Genomic DNA, 22,205 nt, shown 5'->3' with positions numbered 1-22,205 from the left:
TAAACAGAGTGGAACCGCGTCTATCAGTACGTCTCTGTGTCAAATTTGGCACAGGGGCGTTTTTTATTTTTTATTTTGGTTGTTATCTAGAGGATTGTCTGGTGGATTTAGCTTTCTTCATTGACAAGTTGATTGGAGCGTAGGGTGCGAGACTCCTGCGGGACGAGTGGGACAGGTGAGACTCCTAAAAGCGCAAAGCGCTAGGAGGCTCACCGCCCGCCCCGCGGAAAGCGAGCGACCTGGAGCGGAAATCAACCACTTCCAAGAGCAACATTGTATTTACTGCAAAAGTTTCAAATCTTTATGCAAGGAGGTTGAGAAGCATGTTTTCAGCCATGAAGGAAGACATTCGGGTTGTTTTTGAGAAAGACCCAGCTGCAAGAAGCTCGTTCGAAGTATTCTTAACATACTCCGGACTGCATGCGGTATGGGCCCATAGACTGGCACATAAATTATTCAAACGAAACTGGCTGTTTTTAGCACGATTAATCTCTCAGATCAGCCGCTTTTTTACAGGGATTGAAATACACCCAGGTGCACAGATTGGAAGACGTTTCTTTATTGATCATGGAATGGGAGTCGTTATCGGTGAAACATGTATCATCGGTAATGATGTGACACTGTATCAAGGTGTGACACTGGGCGGTACCGGAAAAGAAAAAGGAAAAAGGCATCCTACGCTAGAGGACCACGTGCTCGTCGCCACAGGGGCGAAAGTGCTGGGGAACATCACGATTGGGAAAAACTCAAAAGTCGGAGCGGGTTCAGTCGTTTTACAAAACGTACCGCCTGACGCAACGGTAGTAGGAATTCCTGGAAGAGTCGTAATTAAAGATGGCATTAAAGTCGGGTGCGAACTTGACCATCGTGACCTTCCAGACCCAGTAGCGGATAAATTTAGAGAATTGCAGCTTGAAATGAAAAGGTTATGTGAAGAACTGGAAAGAATGAAAAGAGGGAGTGATTCTTAATGAGCATTAAAATTTATAACACGATGACACGCCAAAAGGAACCGTTTGTACCTTTAGAAGAAGGCAAGGTAAAAATGTATGTGTGCGGACCGACCGTATACAACTACATTCATATCGGTAATGCCCGGCCAGCTATCGTGTTTGACACGGTTAGAAGATATCTAGAATATAGAGGCTTTGATGTACAATTCATCTCCAACTTCACTGATGTTGATGACAAACTCATTAAAGCAGCAAATGAAATGGGCAGTGATGTTCCGACGATCGCTGAAAAGTTCATTAATGCCTATCATGAAGATACATGCGCATTAGGCGTTCAAAAAGCAGATGCACACCCACGAGTAACTGAAACGATGCCTGAGATCATTGAATTCATCGAGAACCTGATTAAAAAAGGCTTTGCTTATGAAGCAGCGGGGGATGTTTATTTTAAAACGCGCTCGTTTAATGGTTATGGTAAGCTGTCTCACCAATCAATTGATGACTTAAAATCTGGAGCAAGAATTGAAGTAGGCGAGAAAAAGGAAGATCCGCTTGATTTCGCATTATGGAAAGCTGCAAAAGAAGGTGAGATCTATTGGGAGAGCCCATGGGGCAAAGGCCGTCCTGGCTGGCACATTGAGTGCTCTGCGATGGCGAAAAAATACTTAGGTGACTCAATTGATATTCATGGCGGCGGGCAAGATTTAGCGTTTCCGCATCACGAGAATGAGATAGCTCAATCTGAAGCGTTAAATGAAGCACCGATGGCTAAATATTGGATGCATAATGGGTATATTAATATCGACAACGAAAAAATGTCCAAATCACTTGGGAATTTTGTGCTGGTTCATGATCTTGTAAAGCAGCAAGATCCGCAGGTTATCCGATTCTTTATGCTGGCGGTCCATTATCGTAACCCAATCAACTTCAGTCAAGAGTTATTGGAAGCGGCTAAAGCTGGTCTGAACCGAATCCGCACGTCATACGGTAACTTAAAACATCGCCTGACGGTTTCTGCAGACCTTTCTCTCGATACAGAAAAATGGAGTCAGTTTGTTAAAGAAACAAGAGAGAAATTTATCGCTGATATGGATGATGATTTCAACACAGCGAATGCCATCTCTATTCTTTTTGATTTTTCACGAGAAGCGAACGTGTATTTACAAGAGAAGAACACTTCAAAAGCAATTATTACAGAATTCATTGCTCTGTTCGATGAGCTTGCTGGTGTGTTGGGGCTGACTCTTCATAAAGAAGAGGAATTATTAGATGAACAGATTGATGCTCTGATTCAAGAACGGAACGAAGCGCGTAAAGAAAAGAACTTTGCTCGCGCTGATGAAATACGTGATTTGTTGAAAGAACAGCACATTATTTTGGAAGATACCGCACAAGGTGTACGGTGGAAAAGAGATAAGTAAATGAAAATAACAGATTCAGATATCAAACAATTGAACGGGACCACGCTTGCTTACATGGGTGATGCGGTTATGGAGCAATTCGTACGTGAACATCTGATCCGAAACGGTCAGGTGAAACCGAACAGGCTTCATGTATCAGCAACTAAATTTGTTTCGGCAAAAGCTCAGGCAAGCATGGTCGTTCAGCTGCTCGAAGAAAACTATTTTACAGATGAAGAAGTCGCTGTTATTAAGAGGGGACGCAATGCTAACCAAGGAACTGTCCCGAAAAACACGGATGTTCAAACGTATAGGCATGCGACCAGCTTTGAGGCGATCATCGGTTATCTCTATCTGTTAAATCAGCATGACCGTCTTAAGAACATGATGGAATATGTGTTAACAGATAATTTTAATAAAGGGGAGGTCTAAAAGATGAGTGAAGCAAAAGACCAAAAAGAACAAGAACTGATCATTGGGCGAAATCCGGTTATGGAAGTACTGCGATCCGGCCGTGATATTAATAAAATTTTTGTAGGTGAAGGTTCTCAAAAAGGACCGGTAAGCACGATCGTTTCGATGGCTAAAAAGCAAAACGTTCTTGTGCAATATGTACCAAAACAGAAGCTGGATTCATTGAGCGGAGGAGGCAATCACCAGGGTGTTATCGCAGGTGTTGCAGCGTACTCTTATGCGGATATCGATGATTTATTTAAAATTGCTGAAGAGCGCGAGGAAGAGCCGTTCTTTATTTTATTGGACGAGCTTGAAGATCCTCATAACCTTGGTTCGATCATGCGTACAGCTGATGCAGTGGGAGCACATGGCATCATCATTCCGAAAAGACGTTCTGTAGGTTTAACGGCAACAGTAGCGAAAGCTTCAACAGGAGCGATTGAATACATTCCGGTTGTTCGTGTAACTAATCTCGTTCAGACGATGAAAGAATTAAGAGATCGAGGCATGTGGTTTGCCGGTGCTGATATGAAAGGGAAAGATGACTACAGACAAGCAAAATGGGACATGCCCTTAGGTCTTGTGATCGGAAGTGAAGGAAAAGGGATGGGAAGACTCGTTTCAGAAACATGCGATTTCCTTGTTCAGCTTCCAATGAAGGGTAAAGTAACTTCACTTAATGCTTCAGTTGCTGCCAGCCTTTTGATGTATGAAGTGTACCGCAACCGCAATCCGCTAGAAGCGCGAAAATGAAAACCCGCCACTATTTGATTGTTGATGGCTACAACATCATTGGCGCATGGCCCGAACTTCGGAGCTTAAAAACATCAGACTTTGCAAAAGCAAGAGACATGCTGATCGAATATATGGCAGAGTACCAGGGAACAACAGGGTATCAAGTAATTGTTGTATTTGATGCCCACCTTTCTCCCGGTACAGAGAAAAAGACCCAAAATCATCGTGTGGAAGTGATCTTCACACGTGAGAATGAAACAGCGGATGAACGGATTGAACGGCTGGTCGGAGAATTAAAATCGATTGATACGCGTATTTACGTAGCAACCTCGGATTCAACAGAACAGTGGCAGATCTTTGGTAAAGGTGCACTTCGAAAATCCGCCCGAGAATTAAAGAACGAAATGGATGAGATTGAAAAGCACATCCATGTGTCAGTTGGCGAGCGGAAAAGAAAACAAAACTCATCATCTATCCTTCTTTCAGACGAAATTGCCGAAATATTTGAAAGATGGAGAAGAGGTCAAAAATAAGGAATGTTGACGCTTTTGTGAATTATGAGCTATAATATTGCTATATTTTGCCGGTAAAAACCTGGTGGGGGGATTTGTCGTGAACATAGATCTCAAGGAACTGTCAGTAAGCGATTACGAGCTCATGGAAGATGAAAGCCTTGTGGAACTGGTTCATGAGGGGGACAGCGCAGCACTTGAATATTTGATTAACAAGTATAAGAATTTTGTTCGTGCGAAAGCAAGATCATACTTTTTGATCGGTGCAGACCGTGAAGATATTATTCAAGAAGGCATGATCGGGCTTTATAAAGCGATTCGTGATTTTAAAGAGGACAAGCTGTCATCCTTTAAAGCTTTTGCCGAACTATGTATTACGAGGCAAATGATTACCGCTATCAAAACGGCAACCAGACAAAAGCACATTCCGTTAAATTCTTATGTGTCGTTGGACAAGCCCATCTATGATGAAGAATCTGACCGTACACTGATGGATGTTATTTGCGGTACAAAAGTCACTGATCCTGAAGAACTGATTATCAACCAAGAAGAATTTGATGATATTGAAGTGAAGATGGGAGAAATATTAAGTGACCTGGAACGAAAAGTTCTCATGCTGTACCTAGACGGAAGATCATACCAGGAAATCTCAGTGGATCTCGACAGACACGTGAAGTCGATCGACAACGCGCTTCAGCGAGTAAAACGTAAATTAGAACGTTATTTAGAACTAAGAGAAATTTCATCTTAAGAGCGGGGATTGTCCCTGCTCTTTTTCTTTTGGTGTTGTCGTTGAAAGATGTTGATTTCCGTTTCAGGTGCTTCGCTTTCCGCGGGGCGTACGGTGAGCCACTTGCCGCATTGCGCCCTAAGTGTCTCCACCTGACCGCTCATCCTAGCCGAGAGTCTCACACCTTACACTCCAATCAACTTATCAAAGAAGCCAAAGAAAAATGAGAGATAACGACAAGCTCTAAGAAAAATATCGTCTTAGTATGGATTTAAAACTAAGTTTAGATGAGATAAACCACCATTTTCCCTTTATTGACAAGCTTATACCCCTATGTTAATGTTTTAAAAGTAACATTGTAACGTGGATGAGTGGGTTTGTCGCACGAAAGGTGTTTATTTAGCATGAGAAAAAAAGTTTTTTTAGCCTGTAAACAATGCTCAAAAAGAAATTATACAACGATGAAGAACCAACAAAACAATCCTGAACGAGTCGAGGTTAAAAAGTTTTGCAGCTACTGCAATGCTCATACCATTCACCAGGAAACTAAGTAAGCGAAGTAAGCTTTTTTTTATAAATGTTAAATGAATGAAAGCATGGGGGTTTATGAAGATGGCGGATGTTGCAGAAAAGACAAAAAAATCACCAGCAAAGTTTCTTTCTGATGTAAACAAGGAAATGAAGCGCGTTAGCTGGCCTGCGCGAAAAGAATTATTTCGCTATACAGGGGTTGTATTGTCAACTGTAGTGGTTATGGCTTTGTTCTTCTGGGTTGTGGATTTAGGTATTTCACAATTAGTTGAGCTTATTTTAGGGTAGATTAGATACAGCTTCTTTTGGATAGAATGCTAGAGTATATCCATTTTAGGAGGGAAAGGACACGGGTCCCATCGTATGGAAAAAAATTGGTACGTAGTTCATACCTATTCAGGTTATGAAAACAAAGTAAAAGCAAACTTGGAAAAGCGTTTGGAATCTATGGGGATGACAGATAAAATTTTCCGTGTACTTGTACCTGTAGAAGAAGAGACCGAAACAAAGAACGGCAAGACAAAAACAAGCATGAAGAAAGTTTTCCCTGGTTATGTATTAACGGAAATGATCATGACAGATGATTCATGGTACGTTGTACGTAATACACCTGGGGTAACTGGATTTGTCGGTTCTGCTGGAGCGGGCTCAAAGCCAACGGCACTTTTGCCTGAGGAAGTAGATCATATTCTTAAAGGTATGGGTATTGAAGCACCGCGTGTTGAAGTTGATTTCGAAATTAAGGAATCTGTAAAAGTAAAAGAAGGTCCTTTTGCTGACTTCGTAGGTACGATCGAAGAGATCGATGCAACAAAACGCAAGCTTAAAGTTCACGTCAATATGTTTGGCCGTGAGACACCTGTTGAACTCGAGTTTAACCAAGTTAGCAAGTTATAATGGAAAAAGACTTGTAATCACTTCGAAAAGGTGATAGAATTTTTTATGTTTGATATTACTAATCAACTGCTTCTTCTCTTTTAGGAGGGGAAGCGTATTTTTGAGTGGGAGGGTTTAGGCCCTAATACCACATCACGGACTTAAGGAGGTGTGTCGCGTGGCTAAAAAGGTTATTAAAATGGTGAAATTGCAAATCCCTGCTGGTAAAGCAAACCCGGCACCGCCAGTTGGACCTGCACTAGGACAAGCTGGGGTAAACATCATGGGATTCTGTAAAGAATTCAACGCTCGTACTGCTGATCAAGCTGGTTTAATCATTCCGGTAGAAATCACGGTTTTCGAAGACCGTTCATTTACATTCATCACTAAAACTCCTCCGGCTGCTGTTCTTTTAAAGAAAGCTGCGGGAATCGAGTCAGGTTCTGGTGAGCCAAACAAGAAAAAAGTTGCGACTGTAAAGCGTGATAAAGTTCGCGAAATCGCAGAATCAAAAATGCCTGACCTAAACGCTGCTAGCGTAGAAGCTGCAATGCGTATGGTTGAAGGTACAGCACGCAGCATGGGAATTGTTATCGAAGACTAATTCCGTGTGTCATGTCTATTAGGTTGCGAGTAAAAGGATTGATATCCTGCCCTTTAAACGGTTCGCAACCTTTATTCATGCAATGCGTTCGATTGCGTTTAAGTTAAGCGCAATAAGTGGGAGGAATATCCGCTAAACCACATAAGGAGGACAATACAATGGCAAACAAAGGTAAGAAGTACCAAGAAGCGGCTAAATTAGTAGACCGCACAAAAGCATATGACGCTGCAGAAGCAATCGAGCTAGTAAAAAAGGCTGCTCCTGCAAAGTTTGACGAGTCTGTAGAAGTTGCAGTTCGTCTAGGTGTAGACACAAAGAAAGCTGACCAACAAGTTCGTGGAGCAGTAGTGCTTCCAAACGGAACTGGTAAGACTCAACGTGTATTAGTTTTCGCTAAAGGTGAAAAAGCAAAAGAAGCTGAAGCTGCTGGAGCAGATCACGTTGGCGATTCTGACTACATCAACAAAATCCAACAAGGCTGGTTCGAGTTTGACGTAATCGTCGCAACTCCAGACATGATGGCTGAAGTTGGTAAACTTGGACGTGTTCTAGGACCTAAAGGTTTAATGCCTAACCCTAAAACTGGAACAGTTACATTTGAAGTTGAAAAAGCGATTAACGAAATCAAAGCTGGTAAAGTAGAATACCGTGTTGATAAGACTGGTAACGTACACGTGCCAATCGGTAAAGTATCTTTCGAAGCTGAAAAGCTTGCAGAAAATCTTAACACAATCATCGAAACATTGTTGAAAGTTAAGCCTGCAGCTGCAAAGGGAACTTACATGAAGAACGTAGCTGTTTCTTCTACTATGGGACCTGGGATCAAAGTTAATCCATCTTCATTTGCTGTAAAACGATAGTTGACAAACGGGTTCAAACCCGTTATATTATATACTGTTAAACACAAACGCATCAGATGAATGCCGTAGACAGCAGGAGCCAACTGGCTTAAATCTTCCTGCCGAGGTGAAGCATCGATAAGCTCATTAGTTCTTTACTTATGACTTTAGATACTCACGCCTCCATGTCTAGACATGGAGGCTTTGTTTTTGGACAAAACCTGCGGTGATGCAATCATTTTACAGGAGGTGTAATAATGAGCAGCATTTTAGAAACAAAAAAGCAGTTAGTATCCACTATTTCTGAGAAAATCAAAAATAGCCAATCAACAATCCTTGTTGACTACCGTGGTCTTACTGTTTCTGAGGTTACTGAACTTCGTAAGTCTTTGCGTGATGCTGGCATCGAGTTTAAAGTTTACAAAAACTCAATGGTAGTCCGCGCGGCTGAAGAGAATGACCTTAACTTATCAGAACACTTAACTGGTCCTACAGCGATCGCATTCTCTAATGAAGATGTTGTAGCTCCTGCTAAGATTCTTAACGATTTCGCTAAGAAGCACGAAGCGCTTGAAATCAAAGCTGGTGTAATCGAAGGACGTATCGCGTCTCTAGAAGAAGTGAAAGCTCTTGCTGAACTTCCATCAAGAGAAGGACTTCTTTCTATGGTACTCAGCGTGCTTCAAGCACCTATCCGCAACTTTGCGTTGGCTACTAAAGCCGTTGCAGAACAAAAAGAAGAACAAGGCGCGTAAGCCCATTCTTCAACCAATAATAACTTACATTCCATAAGGAGGAAATTATAATGTCTAAAGAGCAAATCATTGAAAGCTTAAAAACAATGACTGTTTTAGAGCTTAACGACCTAGTAAAAGCAATCGAAGAAGAGTTTGGTGTAACTGCTGCTGCTCCTGTAGCTGTAGCTGGTGGAGCTGCTGGTGGAGACGCTGCTGCTGAGCAAACTGAATTCGACGTAATTCTTGCAAGCGGTGGAGCTTCAAAAATTAAAGTAATCAAAGTTGTTCGTGAACTTACAGGTCTTGGACTTAAAGAAGCGAAAGAACTTGTTGACGGTGCTCCTAAGCCAGTTAAAGAAGGCGTATCTAAAGAAGAAGCTGAAGAAATCAAAGCTAAGCTTGAAGAAGTTGGAGCTTCTGTTGAAGTTAAGTAATTCAAAAGAAAAGGTTCGCCCGATGGCGGACCTTTTTGTTTGTTTCGCTTAATCTTTTTAGAAGAATTCCTTCTAGAAGGGTGTTGCTATTCTCGTCTTTTGCAAGTTGATTGGAATGCAAGGTGCGAGACTCCTACGGGACGAGTGGTCAGGTGGAGACTCCTAATGGCGCAAAGCGGCAGGAGGCTAATCGGACGCCCCGTGGAAAGCGAGCAACCTGGAGTGGAAAGCAACTACTTACACAAGCTTCTTTGTAGATAGACCGTTAAAGAATTTCGGAACGGGAATACTGTCTTTATCAGAAGGTAAGGAGAGTTTTAAAACGATGAAAAACCATTATTATTCTGAAACACCCGGTACAGAAAGCAAAAGAGAGACGTGGGATTTTTTATTAAACGGCGAAAAGTTTCGCTTTACCACGGATGCTGGTGTCTTTTCAAAGAAAGAAGTAGATTTTGGCAGCCGTGTTTTAATAGAGTCCTTTGTACCTCCAGAAGCACCTGGTGATTATATAGATGTAGGATGCGGATACGGACCGATCGGACTTTCGCTTGCTAGAGCGGAAAAAGATCGTGTTGTTCAAATGGTGGATATCAATGAAAGAGCAATTGAACTTGCTAAGCTGAACGCAGGTAAGAATAAGATCGATAACGTTAAGATCTATAAAAGTTACTTATTTGCTGAAGTGGAAGATAAAGAGTTCGCTGCTGTTATCACAAATCCGCCGATTCGTGCAGGCAAGGCAGTCGTTCATCAAATTTTTGAAGAAGCGTACCATAAACTTAGCGTTGGTGGCGAGTTATGGGTCGTTATTCAAAAGAAACAAGGTGCACCATCTGCTATGGATAAAATGGAACAATTATTCGGCCAAGTTGAAACGGTTGCGAAGAAAAAAGGCTACTATATTTTACGCGCAATAAAAGTTTGACTTGATAAATTCCGTATGTTAGTATTATAAAATGCCAATGGATTCGCATTTTGCTGCTTATTTTTCGTGGTAAGCGAAAAAACGTTGATAAATCAACGTTTTTTACTCATGTTTAGACGTATAGAATGCAAAAAAGTTGGACAAAATTATATAATAGCTTTTATCAAAATAGGAAAACTGCGGTTTTAAAAATATGAAACCCTTTTTCTTTTTGTTTTCTAACCTTCTTACTAGAATGTTAGATAGAAATAAGATACACGAAAAAAACGCTGGATTTGAGGGGTGAAGCAGTTGACAGGTCAACTAGTTCAGTTTGGACGCCACCGCCAACGAAGAAGTTATGCAAGGATTAGCGAAGTGCTTGAATTACCAAACTTAATTGAAATTCAAACCGCTTCCTATCAATGGTTTCTTGATGAGGGGTTACGTGAAATGTTCCGAGACATTTCGCCGATTGAAGATTTTACAGGGAACCTCGTTTTAGAGTTTATTGATTATAACTTAGGTGAGCCGAAGTATCCTGTAGATGAATCAAAAGAGCGCGATGTTACTTACGCTGCTCCGCTTCGTGTGAAAGTGCGTCTGATCAATAAAGAGACGGGCGAAGTAAAAGAGCAGGAAGTATTTATGGGAGATTTCCCGTTAATGACAGATACGGGAACCTTTGTGATCAACGGGGCAGAGCGTGTAATTGTATCACAGCTCGTTCGTTCACCAAGTGTTTACTATAGTGAGAAAATCGACAAAAACGGTAAAAAAGGTTTTACCGCTACTGTCATTCCAAACCGCGGTGCTTGGCTGGAGTTCGAAACAGATGCTAAGGACGTAGTTTATGTGCGTATCGACCGCACAAGAAAAATCCCTATTACCGTATTGCTTCGTGCTTTAGGGTTTGGGTCTGATCAAGAAATCATTGATTTGCTTGGAGAAGACGAGTATCTTCGCAATACGCTGGATAAAGATAATACAGAAGGAACGGAAAAAGCCCTTCTCGAAATCTATGAGCGTCTTCGTCCGGGAGAGCCTCCAACAGTAGATAATGCCAAAAGTTTATTAGATTCTAGGTTCTTTGATCCGAAACGCTATGACTTGGCTAACGTTGGACGCTACAAAATCAATAAAAAGCTTCATATAAAGAATCGTCTATTCAACCAGAAGTTAGCTGAAACACTTGTTGATGCTGAAACTGGTGAAGTGATTGCTGAAGAAGGTACGTTGCTTGACCGCAGAACGCTGGATAAGATTATCCCTGCTCTTGAAAGTGGTGTAGGTTTCAAAACCGTAACACCAGCAGGAGGAGTGGCAGAAGATCAAGATATCGCTCTTCAATCTATTAAAATCTATGCGCCTGACGATCAAGAAGGCGAAAGAATCATTAATGTTATCGGAAACGGTCTTGTTGACAAAGAAATTAAAAACATTACGGTTTCAGACATTATTGCTTCTATTAACTACTTCTTCAACCTATTGCATCAAGTAGGAACTACAGATGATATTGACCATCTTGGAAACCGTCGTTTACGTTCTGTTGGTGAACTTCTTCAAAACCAATTCAGAATCGGACTTTCCAGAATGGAGCGTGTTGTCCGTGAGCGTATGTCTATTCAAGACACAAATGCGATCACACCACAGGCGCTAATCAATATCCGTCCTGTTATTGCCTCTATTAAAGAGTTCTTCGGCAGCTCACAGCTTTCACAGTTCATGGATCAAACGAACCCGTTAGCAGAATTGACGCATAAACGTCGTCTATCTGCACTAGGACCAGGTGGTCTTACACGTGAACGTGCAGGCTTTGAAGTTCGTGACGTTCACTACTCTCACTACGGCCGTATGTGTCCGATTGAGACGCCAGAGGGTCCGAACATCGGGTTGATCAACTCACTTTCTTCTTATGCGAAAGTGAACCAATACGGATTCATCGAAACACCATACCGTCGGGTCGATCCTGAAACAGGTCGTGTGACGAGCCGTATCGATTACCTGACTGCTGATGAAGAAGATTTATACGTAGTTGCACAAGCGAACTCCATTTTAGGTGAAAACGGAGAGTTCATGAACGAAGACGTAATCGCACGTTTCCGTGGTGACAACACTGTTGTAAAACGCGAACGCATCGACTATATGGATGTATCGCCGAAACAGGTTGTATCTGCTGCGACAGCTTGTATTCCGTTCTTGGAAAATGATGACTCCAACCGTGCCCTAATGGGAGCGAACATGCAACGTCAGGCTGTACCTTTGCTTGTTCCTGAATCACCGATCGTTGGTACAGGAATGGAGCACGTATCTGCAAAAGACTCCGGAGCTGCAGTAATCTGTAAGCACGAAGGAATCGTTGAACGTGTTACAGCAAAACAAGTTCAAGTGCGCCGCATTAAAGAAGTAGATGGCAAGGAAGTTTCAGGCGACCTTGACACTTACAACATGCTTAAGTTTATTCGTTCCAACCAAGGAACGTGCTATAACCAGCGTCCGATCGTAAGCACGGGTGACCGAGTAACGAAAGGGGAAATCTTAGCGGATGGACCTTCAATGGAACTCGGTGAACTTGCTTTAGGTCGTAACGTTCTTGTTGCCTTCATGACTTGGGAAGGTTACAACTACGAGGATGCTGTCATTATGAGCGAACGTCTCGTAAAAGATGATGTATACACTTCGATCCATATTGAAGAATATGAGTCAGAAGCACGTGATACGAAACTCGGACCAGAAGAAATCACTCGTGATATTCCTAATGTCGGAGAAGATGCATTGCGTAACCTGGACGAACGCGGAATCATCCGTGTTGGTGCGGAAGTTAAAGATGGAGATATCTTAGTTGGTAAAGTAACGCCTAAGGGTGTAACGGAACTAACAGCTGAAGAGCGTTTATTACATGCGATCTTTGGTGAAAAAGCTCGTGAAGTCCGCGATACTTCATTGCGTGTACCTCATGGTGGAGATGGAATCATCCTTGACGTTAAAGTGTTCAACCGTGAAGATGGCGATGAACTTCCTCCGGGTGTGAATCAGCTCGTTCGTGCATATATCGTGCAAAAACGTAAGATTCACGAAGGAGATAAAATGGCCGGGCGTCACGGAAACAAAGGTGTAATTTCTAAAATTATGCCTGAAGAAGATATGCCTTATCTTCCAGATGGAACGCCAGTTGACATCATGTTAAACCCGCTAGGGGTACCTTCCCGTATGAATATCGGTCAGGTATTGGAGCTTCACCTTGGAATGGCTGCACGTCAGCTAGGCATTCATGTTGCTACACCGGTATTCGATGGAGCGCGTGAGGAAGATGTTTGGTCTACGATCGAAGAAGCTGGAATGGCTCGCGATGGTAAAACGGTACTTTATGATGGACGTACAGGTGCTGCATTTGATAACCGTGTATCAGTTGGGGTCATGTATATGATCAAACTGGCTCACATGGTTGACGATAAGCTGCATGCTCGTTCAACTGGACCTTACTCACTTGTTACACAGCAACCTCTTGGTGGTAAAGCACAATTTGGAGGTCAGCGTTTCGGTGAGATGGAAGTATGGGCGCTTGAAGCATATGGCGCGGCATACACACTACAGGAAATTCTTACGGTTAAATCCGATGATGTTGTCGGCCGTGTGAAAACGTATGAAGCCATCGTTAAAGGTGAAAACGTTCCTGAACCAGGTGTTCCAGAATCATTTAAAGTATTGATCAAAGAACTTCAATCTCTTGGAATGGACGTTAAGATCTGTTCAGGAGATGACAAGGAAATTGAAATGAGAGAGCTTGATGATGAAGACGATCAGGCAAGCGAGAAATTAAATCTAAATCTTGAGTCTTACACTTCGAATGACTAAAACAGGATATCAAAAGGGAGGTACGCTCCTTGATAGACGTAAATAATTTTGAATATATGAAAATTGGTCTTGCTTCACCGGACAAAATCCGGTCGTGGTCAAGAGGGGAAGTAAAGAAACCTGAAACAATCAACTACCGTACACTTAAGCCTGAAAAAGACGGCTTGTTCTGTGAAAGAATTTTCGGTCCTACAAAAGACTGGGAATGTCATTGCGGAAAGTATAAGCGCGTCCGTTATAAAGGTGTGGTTTGTGACCGTTGTGGTGTTGAAGTAACAAGAGCTAAAGTTCGACGTGACCGTATGGGTCACATCGAGCTTGCTGCTCCTGTATCACACATTTGGTACTTCAAGGGAATCCCAAGCCGTATGGGTCTTGTTTTGGATATGTCTCCAAGAGCATTAGAAGAAGTAATCTACTTTGCTTCATACGTTGTTACTGAAACAGGGGATACTCCTCTTGAGAAGAAACAACTGCTTTCAGAAAAGGAATACCGCACATACCGTGAAAAGTATGGAAAAGGTTTCACTGCACAAATGGGTGCAGAAGCGATCAAGCGTCTTTTAGAAGACATCGATGCTGAAAAAGAAGTTGAGATGTTGAAAGAAGAGCTTAAAACTGCACAAGGCCAACGCCGTACACGTGCGATTAAGCGTTTAGAAGTACTAGAAGCATTCCGTCATTCTGGCAATCATGCTGATTGGATGATTCTTGAAGTACTTCCGGTTATCCCACCGGAATTGCGTCCGATGGTACAGCTTGATGGCGGCCGTTTTGCCACATCTGACCTTAACGACCTATACCGTCGTGTTATCAACCGTAACAACCGTTTGAAGCGTCTATTAGACCTAGGTGCTCCTAACATTATCGTTCAAAATGAAAAACGTATGCTTCAAGAAGCAGTTGATGCATTAATCGATAATGGCCGCCGTGGCCGTCCGGTTACAGGGCCAGGAAATCGTCCGTTAAAGTCACTTTCACACATGCTGAAAGGGAAACAAGGACGTTTCCGTCAAAACTTGCTAGGTAAACGTGTTGACTACTCTGGTCGTTCGGTTATCGTTGTAGGTCCGAACCTAAAGATGTACCAATGTGGTCTGCCTAAAGAGATGGCACTGGAACTGTTTAAACCGTTTGTTATGAAAGAATTAGTATCAAAAGGTCTTGCACACAACATTAAGAGTGCAAAACGCAAAGTAGAGCGCGTTCAGCCTGAAGTTTGGGATGTTTTAGAAGAAGTTATTCGCGAGCACCCAGTACTTCTTAACCGTGCACCTACACTTCACAGACTTGGTATCCAAGCATTCGAACCAACGCTTGTTGAAGGCCGTGCAATCCGTCTTCACCCACTCGTATGTACAGCATATAACGCTGACTTTGATGGTGACCAAATGGCGGTCCACGTTCCTTTATCAGCTGAAGCTCAAGCAGAGGCTCGTATCTTAATGCTTGCTGCCCAAAACATCTTGAACCCGAAAGATGGTAAGCCGGTAGTAACACCTTCACAGGATATGGTATTAGGTAACTATTACTTAACACTTGAGCGTGCAGGAGCTATTGGTGAAGGGTCTGTATTTAAGGACATCAATGAAGCGATCATCGCTTATGAAAATGGATATGTACACTTGCATACGCGTATTGCCGTGCCTGTATCCAGCTTGAATAAAGAGACTTTCACGGAAGAACAGCAATCTAAACTTCTGATGACTACAGTAGGTAAGTTGTTATTCAACGAAATCCTGCCTCCGTCATTCCCGTACATTAACGAACCGACTACGACGAACCTTCAAGTGGAGACACCTGAAAAGTACTTCTTAGATCCGGCATCTAATGTGAAGGAAGAAATTCAGAAGCATGAAGAAATTGTTCCTTTCAAGAAAGGAATCCTCGGTAAGATTATCGCGGAAGTGTTCAAACGCTTTAAGATTACTGAAACGTCTAAAATGCTAGATCGCATGAAAGACTTAGGATTCAAATATTCTACACGCGCTGGTATTACGATCGGTGTATCCGATATCGTTGTATTACCAGAAAAGCAAGAAATCCTTGCTGTTGCGGAAGAAAAAGTAGTTAACGTTACAAAGCAATTCAGACGTGGTTTAATCACGGAAGAAGAGCGCTATGAGCGTGTAATTAATGTTTGGAGTTTGGCGAAAGACGAAATCCAAAATAAATTGATGGGTACGCTTGATAAGCGAAACCCAATCTTCATGATGAGTGACTCCGGTGCCCGTGGTAACGCGTCTAACTTTACGCAGCTAGCTGGTATGCGTGGTCTGATGGCCAACCCTGCTGGTAAAATCATCGAGTTACCGATCAAATCAAGTTTCCGTGAAGGTCTAACAGTACTCGAGTACTTTATCTCTACTCACGGAGCGCGTAAAGGTCTTGCCGATACAGCCCTTAAAACAGCTGACTCTGGTTACCTTACTCGTCGTTTGGTTGATGTTGCTCAAGACGTTATCGTCCGTGAAGATGACTGTGGAACTGACCGTGGCTTAGAAGTTGCTGCTATTAAAGAAGGCAACGAAGTGATCGAGCCGCTTCATGAGCGCTTGATTGGTCGTACTGCATATAAAAAGGTATATCACCCAGAAACAAAAGAAATTCTTGCAGACGTTAATCAGCTGATTACTGAAGACATGGCCGCTCATATTGAAGAAGTAGGCGTGAAAGCAGTAACGATCCGTTCTGTATTTACTTGTGACACTCGTCACGGTGTTTGTAAGAAATGTTACGGACGCAACCTTGCAACAGGATCCGACGTTGAAGTTGGGGAAGCTGTTGGAATTATCGCTGCTCAATCCATCGGTGAGCCAGGTACACAGCTTACAATGCGTACCTTCCATACAGGTGGGGTAGCAGGAGACGATATCACACAAGGTCTTCCGCGTATCCAAGAATTGTTTGAAGCGCGTAACCCGAAAGGTCAGGCTGTTATTTCAGAGCTTGAAGGTACGGTTGTTGGCGTAAATGACAATAAAGATAAGCGTGAAGTTGTCGTTCAAGGTGAAATTGAATCTAGATCTTACACAATTCCTTTCGGTGCCCGTATTAAGGCGGTTGAAGGGGATAAGGTAACTGCCGGTCAAGTATTGACGGAAGGTTCAATTGATCCTAAGGAATTAATCAAAGTACGCGGTGCTGAAGGCGTACAAGAATACCTATTGCGTGAGGTACAGAAAGTTTACCGTATGCAAGGGGTAGAAATCGGAGATAAGCACGTTGAAGTAATGGTTCGCCAAATGCTTCGTAAAGTGCGTATCATCGACTCTGGTGATTCTCAAGTACTTCCAGGAGCACTTATGGACATCCATGCATTTACGGATGTTAACCGTAATGTACTTCTTGAAGGTGGAACTCCTGCTACAGGACGTCCGGTGCTTCTTGGTATTACAAAAGCATCTCTTGAAACAGAATCGTTCTTGTCTGCTGCATCGTTCCAGGAAACAACTCGAGTTCTTACTGACGCTGCTATCAAAGGTAAGCGTGACGAGCTTCTCGGACTTAAGGAAAACGTTATTATTGGTAAGCTGATCCCGGCTGGAACAGGTATGAACCGTTACAGAAACATCGGAATCAACTCTCCAGTAGTTGAAGAAGAGAACACTGAAGAGGCAAATCTGCCAACTGAACTTGTTTCTCAAGATTAATAAATGAAATGTTGACATTTGGAGCGCATCGGTGATATGATTACGGATGTGCTCCTAAAGAAATGTTGCTTTGGAGGATATTTGTATGTCTTATGAAAAAGTGACACAGGCTTCTGAAATTATCGTAGGTACTAAGCAAACAATCAAAGCTTTACAGAACGGCGAGGTCAAAGAGCTGGTCGTTGCGGAAGACGCTGATTTTCGAGTAACGAGCAAAGTATTGCAGATTGCTGAAGAGAAGCACGTACCGATCGTAAAGGTTGATTCCATGAAAAAGCTTGGAAAAGCATGCGGTATAGATGTCGGGGCCGCAACTGTTGCGATAAAAGGATAAAATAAACGTTTTTGCGATGAGTAGTAAGATCGCTCCGCTCGCAAAAACTTTCTTTTGTCCTAAAATGAACCACCTGGGTCGGTGGTATTACAAAACGAGAGAGGAGGAAATAAAAAATGCCTACAATTAACCAATTAGTTCGCAAAGGTCGTGTTTCTAAAACAAAGAAATCTGACTCTCCTGCGTTAAACAAAGGTTACAACAGCTTCAAAAAGTCCCAAACTAACGTTTCATCTCCGCAAAAGCGTGGAGTTTGTACGCGTGTTGGTACTATGACTCCTAAGAAGCCGAACTCGGCGCTTCGTAAGTATGCCCGTGTTCGTCTAACAAACGGAATCGAAGTTACAGCTTACATTCCTGGTATCGGACACAACCTTCAAGAGCACAGTGTTGTTCTTATCCGTGGAGGACGTGTAAAAGATTTACCGGGGGTACGCTACCACATCGTTCGTGGTGCTCTTGATACGGCTGGTGTTACTAACCGTATGCAAGGTCGTTCTAAGTATGGAACGAAGCGTCCAAAGGAAGCTAAGAAATAATATTAAAATAAATTAAACAACTATCAGAAAGGAGGGGACCACATGCCACGTAAAGGACCTGTTGCTCGTCGTGATGTGTTACCTGATCCAATTTACAAGTCTAAGCTTGTAACTCGTCTAATCAATAAAATTATGATTGACGGTAAGAGAGGGGTAGCTCAAACAATCTTGTACAATGCGTTCGATCTTATTAAAGAACGTACAAACCAAGATCCTATGGAAGTGTTTGAACAAGCTCTTAAAAATATCATGCCAGTTCTTGAAGTTCGTGCTCGCCGTGTTGGTGGAGCTAACTACCAAGTACCAGTTGAAGTTCGCCCAGAGCGTCGTACAACTTTAGGACTTCGTTACCTAACGAACTACTCTCGTCTACGCGGAGAAAAGACAATGGAAGAACGTCTTGCGTATGAGATCATGGATGCTGCAAACAACACTGGTGCTTCTGTTAAGAAGCGCGAAGATATGCACAAAATGGCAGAAGCAAACAAAGCGTTTGCTCACTACCGCTGGTAAAATTTTAGAGGCAGTTTTCGGACTGTCTCTACAACACTATAAAAATTCCTTTTGAAAAAGGGAAGGAGAGAAATTCATGGCTAGAGAATTCTCCTTAAAAAATACTCGTAATATCGGTATCATGGCTCACATCGATGCTGGTAAAACAACGACTACTGAACGTGTACTTTACTATACTGGCCGTATCCACAAAATTGGTGAAACTCATGAAGGAGCTTCACAAATGGACTGGATGGAGCAGGAACAAGAGCGTGGAATCACGATTACTTCCGCTGCTACAACTGCTCAATGGAAAGGTCACCGTGTCAACATTATTGACACACCAGGACACGTAGACTTTACAGTTGAAGTAGAACGTTCATTACGTGTATTAGACGGAGCGGTTGCTTTACTTGATGCTCAATCAGGTGTAGAACCACAAACAGAAACAGTATGGCGTCAGGCTACAACTTACGGAGTACCTCGTGTAGTATTCGTAAACAAAATGGACAAGATTGGTGCGGACTTCTTATATTCCGTAAAAACTATCCATGATCGTCTTGGTGCAAATGCTCACCCGATCCAATTACCGATCGGTGCTGAAGACCAATTCGAAGCTATCATCGACTTAGTTGAAATGAACGCTGTATTCTACGGGAACGACCTAGGTACTGATATCGAAGTTCGTGAAATTCCTGAAGAGCACATGCCGTTGGCTGAAGAATACCGTAACAAGTTAATTGAAGCGGTAGCTGAGCTAGACGAAGAAATGATGATGAAGTACTTAGAAGGTGAAGAAATTACGAAGGAAGAGCTTAAAGCAGGTATCCGTCAAGGAACTTGTAACGTTGAGTTCTACCCAGTAATGTGTGGTTCGGCATTTAAGAACAAAGGTGTTCAGCTTATGCTTGACGCTGTTCTTGATTACCTTCCATCGCCGGTTGATGTACCAGCTATTAAAGGTGTACTTCCTGACTCTGAAGAAGAAGTAACTCGTGAATCAAGTGACGAAGCACCATTCTCTGCACTTGCATTTAAAGTTATGACTGACCCTTATGTTGGTAAGTTAACATTCTTCCGTGTGTACTCAGGTACATTAAACTCTGGATCATACGTACAGAACTCTACAAAAGGAAAGCGCGAGCGTGTTGGACGTATCCTTCAAATGCACGCAAACTCCCGTGAAGAGATCTCAATCGTATACGCTGGAGATATCGCAGCTGCTGTAGGTCTTAAAGATACTACAACTGGTGATACACTATGTGATGAAAAGAACCTTGTTATCTTAGAATCCATGGTATTCCCAGAGCCAGTTATCTCACTATCTATCGAGCCGAAGTCTAAAGCAGACCAAGACAAGATGGGTATGGCGCTTGCTAAGCTTGCTGAAGAAGATCCAACATTCCGTACTGAAACAAACGAAGAAACTGGACAAACGATCATCGCAGGTATGGGTGAGCTTCACCTTGATATCCTAGTTGACCGTATGCGCCGTGAATTCAAGGTAGAAGCTAACGTGGGTGCTCCTCAGGTTGCTTACCGTGAAACGATTCGCCAAGCTGCTAAAGTTGAAGGTAAATTCGTTCGTCAGTCTGGTGGTCGTGGACAATACGGTCACGTTTGGGTTGAATTCGAGCCAGGTGAAGAAGGATCTGGATTCGTATTTGAAAACAAAATCGTTGGTGGGGCAGTTCCTCGTGAATACATCCCTGCAGTTCAAGCTGGTATTGAAGAATCAATGAAAAACGGAATGCTTGCTGGTTTCCCATTACTTGACCTTAAAGCTCGTATCGTTGATGGATCTTACCATGATGTTGACTCCAACGAAATGGCGTTTAAGATTGCCGGTTCAATGGCACTTAAGAACGCAAAAGCAAAGTGTGACCCTGCAATCTTAGAGCCGATTATGAAAGTTGAAGTAACGGTTCCTGAAGAGTACATGGGTGATATCATGGGTGACGTAACTTCTCGTCGTGGACGTGTTGAAGGTATGGAAGCTCGTGGTAATGCACAAATCGTTAAAGCGATGGTTCCACTTGCAGAAATGTTCGGTTACGCAACTAGCTTGCGTTCTCGTACACAAGGCCGCGGTACTTACTCAATGCACTTCGATCACTACGAAGAAGTACCTAAGTCAATTTCTGAAGAAATCATCAAAAAAGCAACTGGAGCTTAATCGCTTCGGTTGTAAGAAACAACATTTTCATGTAATCTAAAATGGGCAGTATAACCTGTCTGTTTTAAATAAAAAAATCTACTATATGTAACCATATTTAAGGAGGAATCTTTCTCATGGGTAAAGAGAAATTTGATCGTTCCAAAACGCATGCTAACATTGGTACTATTGGTCACGTTGACCATGGTAAAACAACTTTAACAGCTGCTATCACTACTGTTCTTGCTAAGAAAAACGGTAAGGGTGTAGCAATGGCTTATGACCAAATCGATGGTGCTCCAGAAGAGCGCGAACGTGGAATCACAATCTCAACTGCACACGTTGAGTATGAAACTGATTCTCGTCACTATGCACACGTAGACTGCCCAGGACATGCTGACTATGTTAAGAACATGATCACTGGTGCAGCACAAATGGATGGTGGGATCCTAGTAGTATCTGCTGCTGACGGCCCAATGCCACAAACTCGTGAGCACATCCTTCTTTCTCGTCAAGTAGGTGTACCTTACCTTGTTGTATTCATGAACAAGTGTGACATGGTAGACGACGAAGAACTTCTTGAGCTAGTTGAAATGGAAGTTCGTGACCTTCTTTCTGAGTATGACTTCCCAGGAGACGACATTCCTGTAATCAAAGGTTCTGCTCTTAAAGCTCTTGAAGGAGACGCTGATTGGGAAGCTAAAATCTACGAGCTAATGGATGCTGTAGATTCTTATATCCCAACACCTCCTCGTGACACTGAAAAGCCATTCATGATGCCAGTTGAGGATGTATTCTCAATCACTGGTCGTGGTACAGTTGCTACTGGACGTGTTGAGCGTGGAGTAGTAAAAGTTGGTGACGTAGTTGAGATCCTTGGTCTTACTGAAGAGCCAAAATCAACAACTGTAACAGGTGTTGAAATGTTCCGTAAGCTTCTTGACTATGCTGAAGCTGGTGACAACATTGGTGCACTTCTTCGTGGGGTTTCCCGTGACGATGTTGAGCGTGGACAAGTTCTTGCTAAGCCAGGTACTGTTAAAGCTCACACTAAGTTCAAATCAGAAGTATACGTTCTTTCAAAAGAAGAGGGTGGACGTCACACTCCATTCTTCTCTAACTACCGTCCTCAGTTCTACTTCCGTACAACTGACGTAACTGGTATCATCCAACTTCCTGAAGGCGTAGAAATGGTTATGCCTGGAGATAACGTTGAGATGACTGTAGAACTAATCGCTCCAATCGCTATCGAAGAAGGAACTAAGTTCTCTATTCGTGAAGGTGGACGTACAGTTGGTGCAGGCGTAGTTGCAACAATCACTGAGTAATCTCATTACTCTTTTATAAAAACACTCTCCTTTTGGAGGGTGTTTTTTTATATATTTGGATTCTGTTTTCGCATATCGTAGGAGTCGGCAACCTTACGCTTCAATCAACTTGCAAATGATGAGAATAGAAAAAAA

The 22,205-nt window shown here is 42.6% G+C and carries 22 protein-coding genes and 2 other annotated features (1 of these 24 cut by a window edge); all 22 genes read left to right on the top strand.

What is annotated here, in order from left to right; all coding sequences use genetic code 11:
- Positions 1-39: a binding site (T-box leader), on the top strand (it extends 188 nt beyond the left edge of the window).
- 233 nt (positions 40-272) lie between these two features.
- A complete protein-coding gene (cysE, locus tag QUF49_RS20730) occupies positions 273-971 on the top strand; it encodes a serine O-acetyltransferase (protein ID WP_289497718.1) in 699 nt (232 codons plus the stop codon).
- Positions 971-2,374: a cysteine--tRNA ligase gene (gene cysS / locus QUF49_RS20725; protein WP_289497535.1), complete on the top strand. Its 1,404-nt coding sequence runs from the start codon at positions 971-973 to the stop codon at positions 2,372-2,374. The genes cysE and cysS overlap by 1 nt, the downstream gene beginning before the upstream one ends.
- The gene (locus QUF49_RS20720; protein ID WP_289497534.1) at positions 2,375-2,785 is read left to right on the top strand and encodes a Mini-ribonuclease 3; all 411 of its coding nucleotides are present in this window, start codon (positions 2,375-2,377) and stop codon (positions 2,783-2,785) included.
- A gap of 3 nt (positions 2,786-2,788) precedes the next feature.
- A complete protein-coding gene (gene rlmB / locus QUF49_RS20715; RefSeq protein WP_289497533.1) occupies positions 2,789-3,562 on the top strand; it encodes a 23S rRNA (guanosine(2251)-2'-O)-methyltransferase RlmB in 774 nt (257 codons plus the stop codon).
- Positions 3,559-4,077 (top strand): NYN domain-containing protein, encoded by a 519-nt coding sequence (locus QUF49_RS20710; RefSeq protein WP_289497532.1) that lies wholly within the window; start codon positions 3,559-3,561, stop codon positions 4,075-4,077. The genes rlmB and QUF49_RS20710 overlap by 4 nt, the downstream gene beginning before the upstream one ends.
- A 79-nt stretch (positions 4,078-4,156) precedes the next feature.
- Positions 4,157-4,807: an RNA polymerase sporulation sigma factor SigH gene (gene sigH, locus QUF49_RS20705; RefSeq protein WP_066238011.1), complete on the top strand. Its 651-nt coding sequence runs from the start codon at positions 4,157-4,159 to the stop codon at positions 4,805-4,807.
- Positions 4,808-5,190: 383 nt separating this feature from the next.
- The gene (rpmG, locus tag QUF49_RS20700; RefSeq protein WP_077365486.1) at positions 5,191-5,340 is read left to right on the top strand and encodes a 50S ribosomal protein L33; all 150 of its coding nucleotides are present in this window, start codon (positions 5,191-5,193) and stop codon (positions 5,338-5,340) included.
- Positions 5,341-5,398: 58 nt separating this feature from the next.
- Positions 5,399-5,605, top strand: coding sequence for a preprotein translocase subunit SecE (gene secE, locus QUF49_RS20695; protein WP_289497531.1), 207 nt, complete (start codon positions 5,399-5,401; stop codon positions 5,603-5,605).
- Between the two features lie 75 nt (positions 5,606-5,680).
- Positions 5,681-6,214 (top strand): transcription termination/antitermination protein NusG, encoded by a 534-nt coding sequence (gene nusG, locus QUF49_RS20690; RefSeq protein ID WP_066238007.1) that lies wholly within the window; start codon positions 5,681-5,683, stop codon positions 6,212-6,214.
- Between the two features lie 157 nt (positions 6,215-6,371).
- Complete coding sequence (rplK, locus tag QUF49_RS20685) at positions 6,372-6,797, top strand: 50S ribosomal protein L11 (protein ID WP_066285502.1); 426 nt, start codon at positions 6,372-6,374, stop codon at positions 6,795-6,797.
- A 158-nt stretch (positions 6,798-6,955) separates the two neighbouring features.
- Positions 6,956-7,657 carry a 50S ribosomal protein L1 gene (rplA, locus tag QUF49_RS20680; RefSeq protein WP_066390636.1) on the top strand — a complete coding sequence of 234 codons (702 nt, stop codon included), beginning with the start codon at positions 6,956-6,958 and terminating at the stop codon, positions 7,655-7,657.
- A gap of 45 nt (positions 7,658-7,702) precedes the next feature.
- Positions 7,703-7,854 (top strand) — a sequence feature (ribosomal protein L10 leader region).
- A 39-nt stretch (positions 7,855-7,893) separates the two neighbouring features.
- Entirely contained in the window at positions 7,894-8,391 is a 498-nt protein-coding gene (gene rplJ / locus QUF49_RS20675; RefSeq protein ID WP_066285506.1) for a 50S ribosomal protein L10, read from the top strand.
- A gap of 50 nt (positions 8,392-8,441) precedes the next feature.
- Positions 8,442-8,807, top strand: a complete 366-nt coding sequence (gene rplL, locus QUF49_RS20670; RefSeq protein WP_289497530.1) for a 50S ribosomal protein L7/L12 — start codon at positions 8,442-8,444, stop codon at positions 8,805-8,807.
- A 122-nt stretch (positions 8,808-8,929) separates the two neighbouring features.
- A complete protein-coding gene (locus tag QUF49_RS20665) occupies positions 8,930-9,064 on the top strand; it encodes a hypothetical protein (RefSeq protein ID WP_289497529.1) in 135 nt (44 codons plus the stop codon).
- 68 nt (positions 9,065-9,132) lie between these two features.
- Positions 9,133-9,735 carry a class I SAM-dependent methyltransferase gene (locus QUF49_RS20660; protein ID WP_289497528.1) on the top strand — a complete coding sequence of 201 codons (603 nt, stop codon included), beginning with the start codon at positions 9,133-9,135 and terminating at the stop codon, positions 9,733-9,735.
- Between the two features lie 291 nt (positions 9,736-10,026).
- Positions 10,027-13,569, top strand: a complete 3,543-nt coding sequence (gene rpoB / locus QUF49_RS20655; RefSeq protein ID WP_289497527.1) for a DNA-directed RNA polymerase subunit beta — start codon at positions 10,027-10,029, stop codon at positions 13,567-13,569.
- Positions 13,570-13,598: 29 nt separating this feature from the next.
- Positions 13,599-17,222, top strand: a complete 3,624-nt coding sequence (gene rpoC / locus QUF49_RS20650) for a DNA-directed RNA polymerase subunit beta' (protein ID WP_289497526.1) — start codon at positions 13,599-13,601, stop codon at positions 17,220-17,222.
- Positions 17,223-17,307: 85 nt separating this feature from the next.
- Entirely contained in the window at positions 17,308-17,556 is a 249-nt protein-coding gene (locus QUF49_RS20645; protein ID WP_066237983.1) for a 50S ribosomal protein L7ae-like protein, read from the top strand.
- Between the two features lie 116 nt (positions 17,557-17,672).
- Positions 17,673-18,095 (top strand): 30S ribosomal protein S12, encoded by a 423-nt coding sequence (gene rpsL / locus QUF49_RS20640; RefSeq protein WP_066237979.1) that lies wholly within the window; start codon positions 17,673-17,675, stop codon positions 18,093-18,095.
- Positions 18,096-18,137: 42 nt separating this feature from the next.
- Positions 18,138-18,608, top strand: coding sequence for a 30S ribosomal protein S7 (gene rpsG / locus QUF49_RS20635; RefSeq protein WP_066237973.1), 471 nt, complete (start codon positions 18,138-18,140; stop codon positions 18,606-18,608).
- Between the two features lie 76 nt (positions 18,609-18,684).
- A complete protein-coding gene (fusA, locus tag QUF49_RS20630; RefSeq protein ID WP_137792246.1) occupies positions 18,685-20,763 on the top strand; it encodes an elongation factor G in 2,079 nt (692 codons plus the stop codon).
- 116 nt (positions 20,764-20,879) lie between these two features.
- Entirely contained in the window at positions 20,880-22,070 is a 1,191-nt protein-coding gene (gene tuf, locus QUF49_RS20625; protein WP_066285528.1) for an elongation factor Tu, read from the top strand.
- Positions 22,071-22,205: the final 135 nt, after the last annotated feature.

The sequence above is a fragment of the Fictibacillus sp. b24 genome, assembly GCF_030348825.1.
Lineage (GTDB): Bacteria > Bacillota > Bacilli > Bacillales > Fictibacillaceae > Fictibacillus.
Note: the sequence above shows the minus strand (reverse complement) of the source record. Positions and strands in the feature narration are given on the sequence as shown.